Consider the following 15976-nt stretch of genomic DNA (forward strand, 5'->3'; position numbering starts at 1 on the left):
GCCAGGGCCGGCAGCGAGACCGCCGCCAAGTCCCACCCCGTCCACGGCACGGGCGACGTACCGGTCGGCTACGGCACCAGCCTGCTGGCCTGCTCACGCGACGAGTTCCGGGCCAAGGACAAAAACGCCCCGATCAAACGGTCGGGCATGACGCCCTACCACTACGTAGCCATCCACGACGCGGCACGGACCATGGGCATCGACCGCTGGTGACATGACGGACAGCGCACCGGCCCGGCCGGACCGGCACGCACCGGATGATGACGATCAACGCCCCTGGCCGCCTTCTGGCCACTCCGAACCTCCCTTCCACCCGGCCGCCTGGACCACCGCACACCCGGCCCAGGCGGCCCGAACCCGTAGGCGGGCCGAGTATGTTGACCGGGGCGACCGGGAGACCGGGGCGCGGGCTCGGCGAAAGGCGGCCTCATGGGCGACGGCACGACGCAGGTGCGCGAAGCATTGATCCGGCCCCTGCCCGACGCGTTGAAGGAAAACGCCGCATGCGGGCCCGGCCGCATCGCCTACGAGGACGCCCGGCGGAGCGTGACCTACGGGGAACTGGAACGGCGGACCGCCCGGCTGGCGGGTCATCTGCGGCGCATGGGCGTACGGCACGGCGACCGGGTGGCGCTCTGCACGGGCAACCGGGTCGAACTGGTGGAGAGTTGGCTGGCCGTGCTGCGTGCGGGGGCCGTGGGGGTGCTGCTCGACCCCGGCTCGACGGAGGCCGAACTGGCCCACCTGATCGGTGACTGCGCACCGGTGCTGGCCATCACCGAAGCCACTCTCTTGCCGGCCTTCGCGCACGTCGATCCCGGGCTGCGGACGCTGGCGGCGGACACGGCCGCCTTCGAGGAACTGGCCCGCAGCGATCCCGGGCTCCCGCCGGGCGACGACCTCGGGCTCGACGAACCGGCCTGGATCCTCTACACCTCGGGTACGACCGGGCCGAGCAAGGGCGTGGTGTCCACTCAGCGCGCCGCGCTGTGGTCGGTGGCGGCGGCCTACGTACCGCTGTGGGGGCTGGGGCCGCAGGACCGACTGCTCTGGCCGTTGCCGATGGCCCACGCCTATGCCCACTCGTTGTGCCTGCTGGGAGTGGTCACGGTGGGGGCCACCGCCTACCTTCTCGACCGCGGCGCCCGTCCGGCACAAGCCTTGGCCGACCGGCCGTTCACCCTTCTCGCCGGCGTGCCCGCCACGTACCGGCTGCTGCTCGACGACCTGTCCCGCACGCCCCGGCAGCCGCTGCCGGGGCTGCGCTGCTGCGTGAGCGCGGGCGCGCCCTGCCCGCCGGAGCTGCGCGCCGAGGTCGAGCGGCAGTTGGGCGTTCCGCTGCTCGACGGCTACGGCTCCACCGAGACCTGCGGAAAGATCGCGGTCACCCCGCTCGACGGCGCCGGGCCCGACGGGCTGCCGGTGCCGGTGCCCGGTGTCGAGGTGCGGGTGACCGATCCGACGACCGGCGAGGACGTCGCCGACGGAGGCGAGGGGGAAATCCGCGTCCGCGGCCCCCACCTGATGACCTGCTATCACCACCGCCCCGACGAGACGGCCCGGGCCGTGCAGGGCGGCTGGTACCGCACGGGAGATCTCGGCCGCCGCACCCGCGACGGCAGTCTGCGCGTCACCGGCAGGGTCGAGGAACTGATCATCAGCGGTGGCGAGAACGTCAACCCCTCCGAAGTCGAACAGGTGTTGCTGGACTGCACCGGGGTCATGGATGCGGCAGTTGTCGGCAGGCCGCACGACGTGCTGGGCGAAGTGCCCGTGGCGCTCGTCGTCCCCCGCCCCCAGGGCGTGGACACCGATGCCCTCCGTGCCGCGTGCCGGGCGCGGCTTTCGGCGGTCAAGGTGCCCCACGAGATCCATGAGACGGCCGAACTGCCGCGTACGCGCTCCGGAAAGATCCAACGGGCGGCACTGGCCGGAAAGCTGGCCGAAGCCGCCGCATCACACGCGGCGGCTGCGTCGCAGCTCCTCGAACGGCTGCGGCCGTTGCCCGCCTCCGCACGCCACGAAGGCCTGCTGCGCCTGGTCCTCGACGCGACGGCCGAAGCCGGTGACGTGCGCGCAGAGGGCGTGGATCCGGAACGGCCCTTCGCCGGGCTGGGGTTCACCTCCCTCGCGGGGGTACGGCTGCGCGACCGGCTCGCCGCGGTCACCGGACTGACCCTGCCCACGACGTTGGTCTTCGACCGGCCGACCCCTGCGGCCGTGGCCCGGAGCCTGTGCACCGCCCTCTTCGGCGATCCGGAAACGGCGAAGGCCGGTGCGCCCCGCACCGGAACGGCCGGAGAGCCGCTGGCCGTGGTCGCCATGGCGTGCCGCTACCCGGGTGCCGGCCGCGACGTCACCTCCCCGGAGGAGCTGTGGCAGCTGGTCGCGGACGGAACCGACGCGACGTGCGGCATCCCCATCGACCGCGGCTGGGACCCGGCGCGGATCCACGACCCCGACCCGGACCGCCTCGGCACGTCCGTCACCCGCCGGGGAGGATTCCTGCGCGGGGCGGCGGACTTCGACGCGGCCTTCTTCGGCATGTCCCCCCGCGAGGCACTGGCTACCGACCCGCAGCAGCGGCTGCTGCTGGAGGTCTCCTGGGAAGTGTGGGAGCGGGCCGGTATCGACCCGCTCACCCTGCGGGACAGTGACACCGGCGTGTTCGTCGGCGTCATGCACGACGACTACGCCGGACGCTTCCTGCACCGGGGGCCGCACGAACTGGAGGCGCACCTCGCGCTCGGATCGGCGGGCAGCGTCGCGTCCGGCCGTCTCGCCCACCACCTGGGACTGCGCGGGCCCGCCGTGACCGTGGACACCGCCTGCTCCTCGTCGCTCGTGGCCCTGCACTGGGCGGCGCGGGCGCTGCGCTCCGGCGAGTGCGCCCTGGCCGTCGCCGGAGGAGTCACCGTGATGGCCACGCCGGCGCCGTTCGTCGCCTTCAGCAGGCTGCGCGCCCTGGCACCGGACGGCCGGTGCAAGCCCTTCTCCGCGACGGCGGACGGCACCGCCTGGGGCGAGGGGGCGGGCCTGGTCCTGCTGGAGCGGCTGTCCGACGCCCGGCGCAACGGCCACCCCGTGCTGGCCGTGCTGCGCGGCTCGGCCGTCACCTCCGACGGCGCCTCCAACGGACTCACCGCCCCCAGCGGCCCGGCCCAACAGGACGTCATCCGGCGCGCGTTGGCCGACGCCGGGCTGTCCCCGGCGGACATCGACACCGTGGAGACCCACGGCACCGGCACCGCGCTCGGCGACCCCGTCGAGGCCCGGGCGCTCCAGGCCGCCTACGGGCAGGACCGCCCCGCGGACCGCCCGCTGTGGCTGGGCGCGCTGAAGTCCGTCACCGGACACACCCAGGCCGCGGCGGGCGTCGGCGGCGTCATCAAGACCGTCATGGCCATGCACCACGGCCGGCTGCCGCGCATCCTGCACTGCGCGCGGCCGACACCACAGGTGGACTGGGACACGGGCGACGTACGGCCCTTGACGGAGGAGCGGGAGTGGCCGACGGCCGCCGGACGGCCCCGCCGCGCCGGGGTGTCGGCGTTCGGGATCGGCGGGACCAACGCCCACGTCATCCTGGAAGAGGCGGCCCCCGGGGCCGTCCCCGAGGCCGCGTCCCGGCGGGATCCCGTCCCGCTACCCCCGCTGCTGCTCTCGGGCGCGGACGCGGGTGCGCTCCGCGCCCAGAGCCGGCGGATCGCCGAACTGCTGCGCGCAGAGCCCGGGTTGTCCCCGCTCGACGTCGCCTTCTCCCTGGCCACCACCCGGGCCGCGCTCTCCTGCCGCGCCGCCGTGCCGGCCGGAGACCGTGCCGCTCTGCTGAACGCCCTGGACGGTCTGGCGGCCGACGGCCCCACGACCCGGGCCGGCGCCGTGGTCCGGACCACCACCACGCCCACGGCCCGCCTCGCCGTGCTCTTCACCGGCCAGGGGGCACAACACCCCGGCATGGGACGCGCCTTGCACGGCACGTTCCCGGTCTTCGCCACGGCCTTCGACGCCCTGTGCGCCCGCTTCGACACGGCCTTCGGCGACGGCCCCCCTCCGCTGAGGGATGTGCTGTGGGCTCCCGAGGGGACCGCGGACGCCGCGGCCGTCCACGACCGGACGGACATCGCCCAAGCGGGTCTGTTCGCCTTCGAAGTGGCCCTCTTCCGGCTGCTGGAATCCTGGGGGATCCGGCCCGGCGTCCTGGCCGGGCACTCCCTGGGCGAGATCGTCGCGGCCCATGTCGCGGGCATTCTGACGGAGCCGGACGCCGTCGCCCTCGTCGCCGCACGGGGACGCCTCATGCAGCAACTCCCCGGCGGCGGAGCCATGGTGGCCCTGGAGGCCTCCGAAGAGGAGGCCCTTGCGGAACTGCGCGAGGTCGCGGACCGCGCAGCCCTCGCCGCCGTGAACGCCCGGCGCTCGGTCGTCGTCTCCGGGGAGGAAGCGGCCGTACGCGCTGTCGCGGACCGCTTCACCGCCCGCGGCCGGCACACCACCCGGCTGCGGGTCGCCCACGCCTTCCACTCCCCGCTGATGGAACCGGCCCTGGCCGCCTTCGAACGGGCCATCGCCGGCCTGACCCACCACGCACCGCACATCCCCGTGATGTCCACCCTGACCGGGCGTATGGCCGAGGGGGACGATCTGCGCTCGGCCGCGTACTGGACACGGCACGCCCGAGCGACCGTGCGCTTCGCCGACGTCGTACACGGGCTGGCCCACGACGAACGCGTCACCGTCTGCGCGGAGCTGGGCCCCGGTGCGCAGCTCACCGCGGCGGCCGCCGCCGGATCCGTCCAAGAGGGCGACCGGGCACCCGTGTTCGTCGCCACCGCGCGGGGCGGTGCTCCGGAACCCGCCACGCTGCTGTCCGCCGTCGCCCGGCTGCACGTGGAGGGCATCCCTGTCGACTGGCACCGGGTGTACGAGGGCCGCGGCGCCCGGCGGGTGGATCTGCCCACCTACCCGTTCCAGCGCCGGCGCCACTGGCTGCCCGACAGCCCCGCCCCGTCTGCACCCCGCGCGAACGACCGCGCCCATCCACTGCTGACCGACACCGTCACGCTGCCGGATGCCCAACACCTGCTGTCCACAGGGGACTTGTCCCGTACGGACCAGTCGTGGCTCCGTGACCACGTCGTCGGCGGGCGCACGCTCGTCCCCGCGGCGGTGTTCGCCGAGGCGGCGCTCCACGCGGGCGGGATGTGCGGGCTCGGCGGACTGGAGGAGCTGGTGCTGCCGTCCCCGCTCGTCCTGCCCGAGGAAGACGGCCGGGTCCAGCTGCAGGTGGTGCTCGGCGAACCGGACGCCGACGGCCGCCGCACGGTGGACGTCCGCTCCCGCCCCCGGACGGCGGGCCCGCTCGGCACCTGGACCCACCACGCGACGGGACGGCTCGTCCCCGCACTGCGCGTCCGGGAGCGCGAGGGCGACGGCGGAGTGTGGCCGCCCGAGGGAGCCGTTCCCCTGGACCTCACCGGCGCCTATGAGCGGCTGGCCGCGGCGGGGCACACCTACGGGACGGCGTTCCAGGGCGTCACGGCCCTCTGGCGGAGGCAGAGTTCGGGGGAGCTCTTCGCCGACGTGCGGCTGCACGCCGAGCTGCACGCCGAAGCGCGCAGCTGCGTCATCCATCCCGCGCTGCTGGACGCGGCGTTGCATGCGCCCTTGCTCGCCGCCGGTTTCGCCGGCCCCGTCCGCGTCCCTTTCGCCCTGCGCGACATGGCCGTTCACGCCGTCGGCGCCACAGCACTGCGCGTGCGCGTCCGGACCGTCGGAACGGACGGGTTCAGCGTGCATCTCACCGATCCCTGGGGCGCTCCGGTGGCCCGGGTGGGGTCCTTGACCACGCGTCCGCTGCCGGAGTCCCTCCCCGACGGCGGCGCGGCTGGGGCCCTGTACCGCCCGCGCTGGGTCGGCGTTCCTGCCCCCGGCGACGGACCGGCGCTCACCGTGACGCACCCCGACGACCTGGGACTCCGGACGGTGCTCACCGGGACCGGCGGGGGCGACGGGCCGACGGTCGTCTCGCTGGCGGCCGCGCATCAGGACCCCGCCGGGGCTGCGCACGCCCTCACCGCACGCGCCCTGAGGGTTCTGCAGGAACATCTGTCCCGTCCCGCGGACCACGGCGGGCGACTGGTCGTGGTCACCCGCGGCGCATTCCGCGACGCTCCGGACCTGCCGGCCGCCGCCGTGTGGGGCCTGGTGCGGTCCGCACAGTCGGAGCATCCCGGGCGCCTCACCGTGATCGACCTCGACGACCATCCCTCGTCCGCGCTGCTGCTGCCCGCCGCCGTCGCCACCGGCGAGCCACAACTTTCCCTGCACGAAGGCGCCGTACGCGTTCCCCGGCTCACGCCCGCGACGGCTGACCGTAGCCCCGGCGGCACTCTGGAGGACGGCACTGTACTGATCACCGGCGGCACCGGGGGCCTCGGCGCGCTCCTCGCCCGGCACTTGGCCGACCGGCACCGCGTCCGGCACCTGGTCCTGATCGGCCGACGCGGCCCGCAAGCCGCCGGGGCCGCGCAGTTGCAGGCCGCGCTGGAACGCTCCGGGGCCCGCACGGACGTGCTCGCCTGCGACGCCGCCGACCGCGCCCGGCTGACGGACGTGATTGCGCGATACGCGCCCGCCCTCACCGCCGTGGTGCACGCCGCCGGGGTCCTCGACGACGGCGTCCTGGAGGCCCTCACCCCCGCACGCCTGGACACCGTCCTGCGGCCGAAGGCGGACGCGGCCTGGAACCTGCACGAGGCGACCGAGGGCCTGCCCCTGTCGCACTTCGTCCTGTTCTCCTCGGCCGCCGGTCTGCTGGGCAACCCCGGCCAGGCCAACTATGCCGCCGCCAACGCCTTTCTGGACGCCCTCGCCCGGCATCGCGCCGCCCTGGGCCTGCCCGCGCTCTCCCTCGCCTGGGGACCCTGGGGCGGGCCGGATGGTATGGCGGCAGACAGGTCCAGGGTGGCGGACGACGTCCTGCGAGCGATGCCCCCCGACCACGCGCTGGCCCTGTTCGACACCGCTCTGGGCACGAACACCCCGGTGCTCGCGCCGCTGCTGCTCGCCCCGCCGCGTCCCACCGCCCCTCCCGGCGGCACCCCGCCGCTCCTGAGCGCCCTGCTCCCTCCGGCACGCCCGGCCGCACACTCCGGGAGCGCGACGCCCGCGTCGCGGCGACACGAGCTCGACGCGCTGACGGACCCCGACCGGCGCGCCGCGCTGCTGGAACTGGTCCGCCAGGAGACCGCCGAGGTCCTCGCCCACCCCGACGCATCCGCCGTGCCGCCCGACCGCCCCCTCACCGAGCTGGGACTCGACTCCCTGACAGGGGTCCTGCTGCGCAACCGGCTCACCGCCCGCACCGGTCTGTCTCTGGGCGCGGCCGTCGTCCTCGACCGGCCGAGCCCGCGGGAACTCGCCGACCACCTGCACGAGGGGATGTCGAGGGAGCCGGGGCCGGAGGAGGCCGCGCCCCGCCCGTCCCGGACGCTCGCCTCCCTGTACCGGCGCGTGTGCGGGACCGGTGATGTCGTCTCGGCCATGCACCTCCTCGTCACCGCCTCCCTCGCGCTGCCCGCGTTCGACGCCGCCGAGGCCGCCCACTACGCGCTCGCCCCGCTCCGGCTGGCCGCGGGCGGTGACGGCGCCCCCGCGCTGGTGTGCCTCCCTTCCTTCTCCCCCGGCCTCGGCCGCCCCTGTTTCGCGACCCTGGCCTCCTTCTTCCGCGGCGAACGGGACGTCCTCGAACTCCGGCACCCCGCACTCGACCGGGGAGAGACGGTCCCCCGCACCTGGGACACCCTCGCCGAACTCCACGCCGCCACCGTGCGGGAGCACCTCGGAGATCACCCCTATATCCTCGTCGGCCACTCGATGGGCGGCTGTGCGGCGCACTCCGTGGCCGCCCGGCTGACGGCCGCCGTGACCCCGCCGACCGGTCTCGTCCTCGTCGACACCTACCACGTCACCCCGGACGACGAGGACCGGCCGTGGCTGCTGGCCATGCCCGCCCGTCCGGCCCTCGAACTGGGCGACCGGTTCGAGGCCGTGGTGGACGACACGTCCCTGGCGGCGTTGGGCGCCTACAGCCGCCTGGCCCGCGGCTGGACCCCGGAACCGATGCCGGTTCCCACCCTGTTGGTCCGCGCCACCCGGCCCTCGTCCCCGGGCGGGGACTGGCGGCAGACCTCCTGGCCCGCTCCGTGCGCGACCGTCGATGTCGACGGCGATCACTGGAGCGTCCTGGAGAAGGAGGCACGTACCACTGCCGGAGCGATCAGGGCCTGGCTCAACGGGCCGGGCCGCCCGTGACACCATCCGTCTCCGAAAGGGGTTTTCGATGGCTTCCTCAACGCACCCTTTTGACAGGGCCGATGACCGGGGAACGAGCTCCGGCCGGGCCGAGCCGATCGCGATCGTCGGAATCGGCTGCCGGTTCCCCGGCGGGATCACGGATACGCGGAGCTTCTGGGAGCTGGTCGTCTCCGGAGTGGACGCCATCACCGACATCCCGGCCGACCGGTGGAACGCCGGTGCCTTCTTCGACGCCGACTCCGCCACTCCGGCACGGATGTTCATCCGGCAGGGAGGCTTTCTCCCTTCGGCGCTGGAGGAGTTCGACGCGGGTTTCTTCGGGATGCCGCCGCGTGAGGCCGCCGCACTGGATCCGCAGCAGCGGGTACTGCTGGAGGTGACCTGGGAGGCTTTCGAGGACGCCGGCATTCCGCCGGGTTCGACCGCCGGCCGCGGTGTGGGCGCGTTCGTCGGCGGGTTCACCTTCGACGCCGCGGGTCTGGCGATGGCCGACCAGAACCGCCATCTGCTCGGCGTGGCCACCCCGACCGGGGTGAGCATGACCATGCTCGCGGCGCGGCTGTCGTACACCTTCGACTGGCACGGGCCGTGCTTCACGCTCGACACCGCGTGCTCCTCGTCGCTGGTCGCGGTCCACCAGGCATGCTCCGCGCTGGACCGCGGCGAGTGCGAACTGGCGGTGGCCGGCGGCGTGAACATGATGTTCCTTCCGGTCACCACGATGGCCATGGCGAAGGGGCAGTTCCTGTCCCCGGACGCCCGCTGCAGGTCGTTCGACCACCGCGCGAACGGATATGTACGCAGCGAAGGCGCGGGAATGGTCGTGCTCAAGCCGCTCTCCGCGGCCCGGCGCGACGGCGACCGCATCCACGCGGTGGTGCGCGGCACGGCGGTGAACCATGACGGCCGTACCCCCGGCGTACCGGTGCCCAGCGTCGAAGCCCAACGGGAGCTGATCCGGCGGGTGTTCCGGACGACCGGCGTCGCCCCGGGTTCGGTGGGCTACTACGAGGCCCACGGCACGGGCACCGCCGTGGGAGACCCGATCGAGGCGGCGGCGATCGGTGACGCCCTCGCCGGTTCGGAGCGCACGCACTGGATGGGTTCGGTGAAGTCGAACTTCGGTCACACCGAGGCGGCGGCCGGGGTGGCGGGGGTGATCAAGGCGAGTCTGTGCCTGGAACACGGCCTGATCCCGCCCAACGTGCACTTCGAAAAGCCCAACCCCCATATCCCGTTCGACCGTTTGCCGTTGCGCGTGCCGACGGAGACGGTCCCGTTTCCGGTGCACGACGGGCCACGACGGGCAGGGGTCAACTCCTTCGGCGTGGGCGGTACGAACGCACACGCCCTGCTTGAGGAGGCCCCGGCCGTCGGGTCCGCCGCACCCGCCAGGAAGGACGACGGAGAGCCGCTGCTGCTCCCGCTGTCGGCACGCAGCCAAGGAGCCTTGCGCACGCTTGCCGACGCCTACGCGACCCTCCTCGAACAGCCGGACGCGCCGACGTTGCGACGCGTCGCCGGCGCCGCCGCACGGCGCCGCGACCACCATTCCCTGCGGACCTTCGTGGTCGCTGCCGACCCCGGGGAAGCAGCCGGGCAACTGCGGCAGCTCGAAGTCGCCGCGCAACGGACGCGGACGGAACGACCGGCGGTCGCGTTCGTCTACACGGGAATGGGACCCCAGTGGTGGGGCATGGGCCGGGAACTGCTGCGGGAAGAACCACGCTTCGCCGAAGTCGTCACCGCGTGCGACGCGGTGCTCGAAAGGTTCGGCCTGTCGATCGGCGACGAACTGCTCCGCGACGAGACCGACTCCCGGCTGACCCGGACCCTCTACGCACAGGTTGCCAACTTCGTGGTGCAGACCGGGCTGACGGCGTTGTGGCGTGCCTGGGGAATCGAGCCCGCCGTGGTCGTGGGCCACAGCGTGGGCGAGGTGGCCGCGGCCCACGCGGCCGGGGTGTACACGCTGGAGGATGCGCTGACGGTGAGCTTCCACCGGGCGCGGCTGCAGGCGACGCTCGCCGGCCGCGGCAGCATGATCGCGGTCGGGCTGCCCGCCGGTGAGCTCTCCCCCTACCTGGCGGACGGCGTATCGGTGGCCGCGGTCAACAGCACGACGGCGACCACGCTGGCCGGTGACCACGAGGCCGTGGGCGCGGTGGCCGACCGGTTGAGGGCGACGAGCGCGTCCGTCACGCCGCTGCGGGTCGAAGTGGCCTATCACAGCCCGCAGATGGACGAGATCCGCGCACCGCTGCTGACGGCTCTGGCCGGCATCCGGCCGGACCGGGCCCGGGTGCCGCTCTACTCGACCGTGACCGGAGACCGGGTCGGCGGCACCGAGCTCGACGCCGAGTACTGGTGGAGGAACGTGCGGCAGCCGGTGCGTTTCGCCGACGCGTTCCGGCGCCTGCTCGGCCGGGCGCCTGGTGCAGTGCTCGAAGTCGGACCGCATCCGGTACTGGCCGCGGCCGTGGACGAGGCCCTGACCGACCGCGGCACCGATGCGATCCATCTGGCCTCACTGCGCCGGGACCGACCGCAGCGCCGGCAGCTGCTGGAAACGCTCGGCTCCCTCTACACGGCCGGCGTCACGCCGAACTGGGAAGCGGTGCACCCAGGCCCGCCGGACCACCTCGACCTGCCGCTCTACCCGTGGCAGCGAGACCGTCATTGGACCGAGTCGCCGGCCTCCCGGCAGGCACGTCTGCACCACGGCGACCTGTACCTCAGCGGCCGGGCCGTCGCCTCGGCCACGCCCGTCCAGGACATCGAGCTGGGCGCGGCCGAGTTCCCCTATCTCACGGACCACCGGATCGGCGACGACGTGATCTTCCCGGGCGCCGGGTACGTCGAGGCCGCGCTCGCGATGTTCCCCGACGACGAGCCCTGCTTTCTGGAGGACGTCGTCTTCCACCGCCCCCTCGTGCTCCCGCCGTCCTCGGTGACCACCCTGCGCGTCGGCTACGACCCGGCCCGCCGACGCGTGAGCCTGCACAGCCGCGCCCACGCGGACGACCCTGACTGGACGCTGCACACCGAGCTGCGCCGGTCGCACGTCGCCGGGCCGTCGCTGCCGCCGCCGCGCACCGACACCCTTGCCGAGCACGTCCGTTCGCTGCCGGTACTCGACCACGACGAGGTGTACGCCCGCCTCGGCGCCGGAAACCTGCACTACGGACCGGCGTTCCGCGCCGTCGACTGGCTGTGGCTCCAGGAGCGCACCGGGGAGGTCTTCGCGGAGATCGACCTCGGCACCGTGGACCGGGCGGGCCACCGCCTGCACCCGGTGTTCCTGGACGCTGCTCTCCAGGCGGTGTTCGCCGGGGCCCTCGTCCTCGGCGGCACCGCAGCGGCCGGCACCTACGTACCGGCCCGCATCGCCGAACTCCGCTACTACCGCGCACCGGGCCGACGGCTGTGGGTCCACGGGCGCGACCGGCACAGCACGGTCCCGGGACGGTTCGAGTGCGACCTCACCCTGGTCACCGACGACGGCGAGGTGGTCGCTGAGGTGACCGGCCTGCGCGCCCAACGGCTGGCCGACGACAGCGCCGTGACCACCGCACCCGGGCAGCGCCTCTACTACGAACACACCTGGCGGCCCGAGCCCCTCGACAACACCGGTGACGCCGAGGGCACTTGGATCCTCACCGGTTCCTCGGCCACCGCGGCCGGGCTGACGCGGCGGATCACCGCGGCGGGTGGCACGGTCGTACGCACCGATCCGGCCGAGGACGACTGGCCGGAACGGGTCAAGGGCTGCCGCGGCGTCGTCCATGTCGCGGGCCGGCGGACGGACGACGCACCCGTGTGCTCGCCCGTCGCCGAGCCGCTACGGCTGGTGCAGGCGATGCCGGTCGGCGACGTGCCGCTGTTCATCGTCACCCTCGGCACGCAGAGCGTCTCTCCCGAGGACCCGACCACCGACCCGTTCGCGGCCGCGCTGTGGGGGTTCGGCCGGGTCGTCAACGCCGAACGGCCGGAGTTGCGTTGCCGCCTCATCGACATCGACGCGGCCGCCGAGGACGCACTGTTGGCCGAACTCCTCCACGACGGGCTCGACGAGGTGGCGCTGCGCGGGGACACCCGTTATGTCCGACGGCTGGAACCGGCCGGGGACCTGTCCCTGCTGCACCAGGTGACCACCCATACCGACCTCACGCCCGTCCGCCTCGGCGTGCTGCGCACCACCGCCGACAATCTCCGGTTCGCCGCGACCGCCCGGCGGGAGCCCGGCCCGGCCGAGGTCGAGATCGAAGTCGTCTGCGTCGGCGTCAACTTCAAGGACGTGCTGAAGGTGACCGGGCTGCTCGCGCCCCAGGCGATGGAAGGCAGCCACTCACGGGAGACACTCGGCCTGGAGTGTTCGGGCACGGTCGTCCGGGTCGGCGAGGACGTGACCGAGCTGCGGCCCGGCGATGCGGTGTTCGCGCACAGCAGGGCGCTGTTCGCCTCGCACGTGACGCTCGACGCGGTCCGGGCGGTGCGCAAGCCCGACGGGCTGTCCCCGGCACAGGCCGCCTCACTGCTCCCGGTGGTCACCGCGTACCTCTCGCTGGTACGGCTGGCCCGGGTACGCCCGGGCGACCGGGTCCTGGTCCACTCGGCCGCCGGGGGCGTCGGGCTGGCCGCGGTCCGCATCGCCGGGTGGCTCGGCGCCGAGGTGTTCGCCACCGCCGGCAGCCGGACCCGACGGGAGTTCCTGCGCGACCAGGGCGTGGTTCACGTGGCCGACTCCCGGTCCACGACGTTCGCCGACGACGTGCTGCGCTGGACCGGAGGCGAGGGCGTCGACGTCATCCTCAACTCGTTGCCCGGGGAGATGATCCACCACAATCTCCGGGTGCTCCGCACGTTCGGGCGCTTCGTCGAACTCGGCAAACCTGTCGTCGATGCCGGGCCCGCACAACGAGCCATGACGCACCACGCGTTCGACTACGACCAGTTGATGGCGCTGCGCCCGGAGGACGTCCGCACGGCCATGCAGGAGGTGGCCGCCCTCTTCGAGGAGGGCGTCATCGCCCCGCTGCCGGTCACCGAGATGCCCGCCGACCAGGTCGACAAGGCGATGCTGGCCATGGGCGGGCCGGACCACCTCGGCAAGATCGTGGTCCGCATGGCCGGTGAACCGGTCACCGTTCCCGCGTCCTCGCTCGCCGGATCGCCGGTCCGGCCCGACGCCACCTACGTGCTCACCGGGGGCCTGGGCGGTCTGGGGCGTACGGTCGCCCGCCGGCTCGCCGACAGGGGAGCCCGTCATCTGGTACTGGTCGGCCGGAGCGGTGCCGCGACGGCCGAGGCCGAGCGGGCGGTGGCCGAACTGACCGCCCGGGGCGTCGAGGTCCGGGCGGAGAAGGCCGACGTGGCCGACCGGAACCAGGTGACCGCCCTGTTGGCCCGGGTCCGCGCCACGATGCCGCCGATCCGGGGCATCGTCCACGCCGCGGCCGACTTCGACGACACGGTGCTCGCGGACACCGACGCGGCGCGCCTGGTGAGCGCCACCCGGCCGAAAGCGGACGGTGCCTGGAACCTGCACCTGGAGACCCGGCCGGACTCCCTCGACTTCTTCCTGCTCTTCTCGTCGGTGGGAGCACAGCTGGGCTCCGTCGCCCTGGGCGCCTACGCGACCGCCAACGAATTCCTCAACGCCCTCGCCCGCCACCGGAGGGGCCGGGGCCTGCCCGCCACCAGCATCGGCTGGGGCATGATCGACGACGTGGGCGTCGCGGTCAGCGGCAACGGCGAGGTCGGCTCCTTCCTCCGCCGCAACGGGCACGGCGGCCTGTCGCCCGAGCGGTTCCTGACCGAACTGGAGACGCTGCTGCGGACCCGCCCGGTCGAGGCGTCGGTGGCCGACATCGACTGGCCGCGCTGGGCCCGGGCCAACCCGCAACTCGCCCCGCTGCCACGGGTGCGCCCGGTCGTACCGGCCGGCACGACGGCCGACGGCGACGGACCGGGCGCGGCACGACTGGCCGGCCTCGGCCCGGAGGAACGCGCCACGCTTCTGCCGACCCTCCTCGCGCCCATCCTGCAACGGACCACCGGCCTGACCGACCACCAACTCGGCGACGACCAGCCGGTCGACATCGACTCGCTGACCGCCGTCGGGCTGCGCGTCCTGCTGCACAAGGAACTCGGCGTATCGGTGCCCGCGGTCAAACTGCAGCGCAACCTCACCATGGCCGGACTGGCCAGGCTGCTCACAGACGAACTCGACCGGGCCTCGGGCGGTGTTGTCCAGGACCTGGCCGTCCACGAGTTCACCTCGGCGGACGGCCTGACCATCTACGGCCACCTCAGCCTGCCGCCGGGGCCGGGGCCGCACCCTGCCGTCGTCGTATGCACCGCGGGCCCGGGCGGGGCCCTGAACGCGGACGGCGACCCCGTACAGATCAGCGAACACCCGCCGCTGCGCGCCGCGGGCTTCGCAGTCCTCACCGTCGACCACCGCGGCGCCCCGGGACACGACCCCGACTTCGACGCCCGGGCCGATATGGGCGGCCGGGACATCGACGACGTCCTCGCCGCCGCCGACCACCTCGCGGGCCTCCCCAGGATCGACGGAGCCCGGGTGAGCCTGCTGGGCACCAGCCGCGGCGCGTACACCGCCCTCACCGCGCTCGGGCGCGCACCGGCCCGCTGGCACCGGGCGGTTCTGCTCATGGGCCTGTACGACCCGGCACTGCTCGTGGCGGCCGAACGCGACCGGCCCGGCTCCTTCGTACCCTCCCGACTCGGCCTCGGACCGGACCAACTGGCGTCCCACTTCGCGGCTCCGGAGCGCCGCCCGCTGACCTCGCTCGGCGACGTCACCGCCCCCATCCTGATCGTGCACGGCGAGGCCGACCCCCTCATCCCCGTCGAGCACGCCCGCGACGCGGCCGCCGAGGCGGAGCGCCTGGGCCGGTCCGTGAGACTGGTCACGGTGCCCGGCCTCGCGCACGACGGCCGGCACGACGGAGAGGAGTGGGACTCGCTCTGGCCCCGGATCACCGACTTCCTCTCCGAGGACTGAGCCGCAGCTCTTGAATCGTCTTCGCCCTGATGCTGCCAACGCCATGACGGAAGGAGGACCGACCCGGCGAACGAGGCCGGTCGACCGGACCGACCTACGTGATCTCGGCGTGGCGTGAACCTCGTTGTTCGCTCCAACCCGGTGCAATCCATCCGGATGCCGGTGAACGTGCACGGTCGCGTGGCCTCGATACCGGCCTTGCCGGATGGCGTTCCCGCCGGAACCCACTGGGCCGCGATCTTCGACAGCGCGCGCTGCTTGAACGTATTCAGCTCCTCCAGCTCGGCGTCCCGGGCCTTCAGGCGCTGCCGTAGATCGGCCTCCGTGGCCTTCAGGCGGTCGATCTGTGCTTCGCGGGGGTCTGACGTTCCGCCGCCGCGGCGGCTGTCCCTTCTTCGCCTTGCCGTAGCGGACGTTGAGCGTGCCGTACCTGCCGAACTGTCGAGCCTGCGGATTGCGCCCGAAGTCGACCACATCGAGCTTGGACGTCTCGGTCCGGCGAAGCCCCCACCCATAGATCACCTTGAACAACGTGGCGTCGCGGTAGGCCGCCAAAGCGCCCTTCCGTTTCGCCCGTACCGCTCGTTCGACCTGGTCGTCGGCGTAGTCGAGGAAGAGCTGCGGCTC

Annotated in this window: 3 protein-coding genes; all 3 read left to right on the forward strand. The window is 73.6% G+C overall.

Annotated elements, in window-relative coordinates:
* Positions 1-213 (forward strand): hypothetical protein (locus ACWD4B_RS19140; RefSeq protein WP_451421832.1); only part of this gene is annotated, 213 nt, incomplete at its 5' end.
* Between the two features lie 216 nt (positions 214-429).
* Positions 430-8316: an SDR family NAD(P)-dependent oxidoreductase gene (locus ACWD4B_RS19145; RefSeq protein ID WP_451421833.1), complete on the forward strand. Its 7887-nt coding sequence runs from the start codon at positions 430-432 to the stop codon at positions 8314-8316.
* Between the two features lie 28 nt (positions 8317-8344).
* On the forward strand, positions 8345-15349 hold the full coding sequence (locus tag ACWD4B_RS19150; protein ID WP_451421834.1) for an SDR family NAD(P)-dependent oxidoreductase: 7005 nt from the start codon (positions 8345-8347) through the stop codon (positions 15347-15349).
* Positions 15350-15976 lie beyond the last annotated feature (627 nt).

The sequence above is a fragment of the Streptomyces sp. NPDC002536 genome (assembly GCF_053594995.1).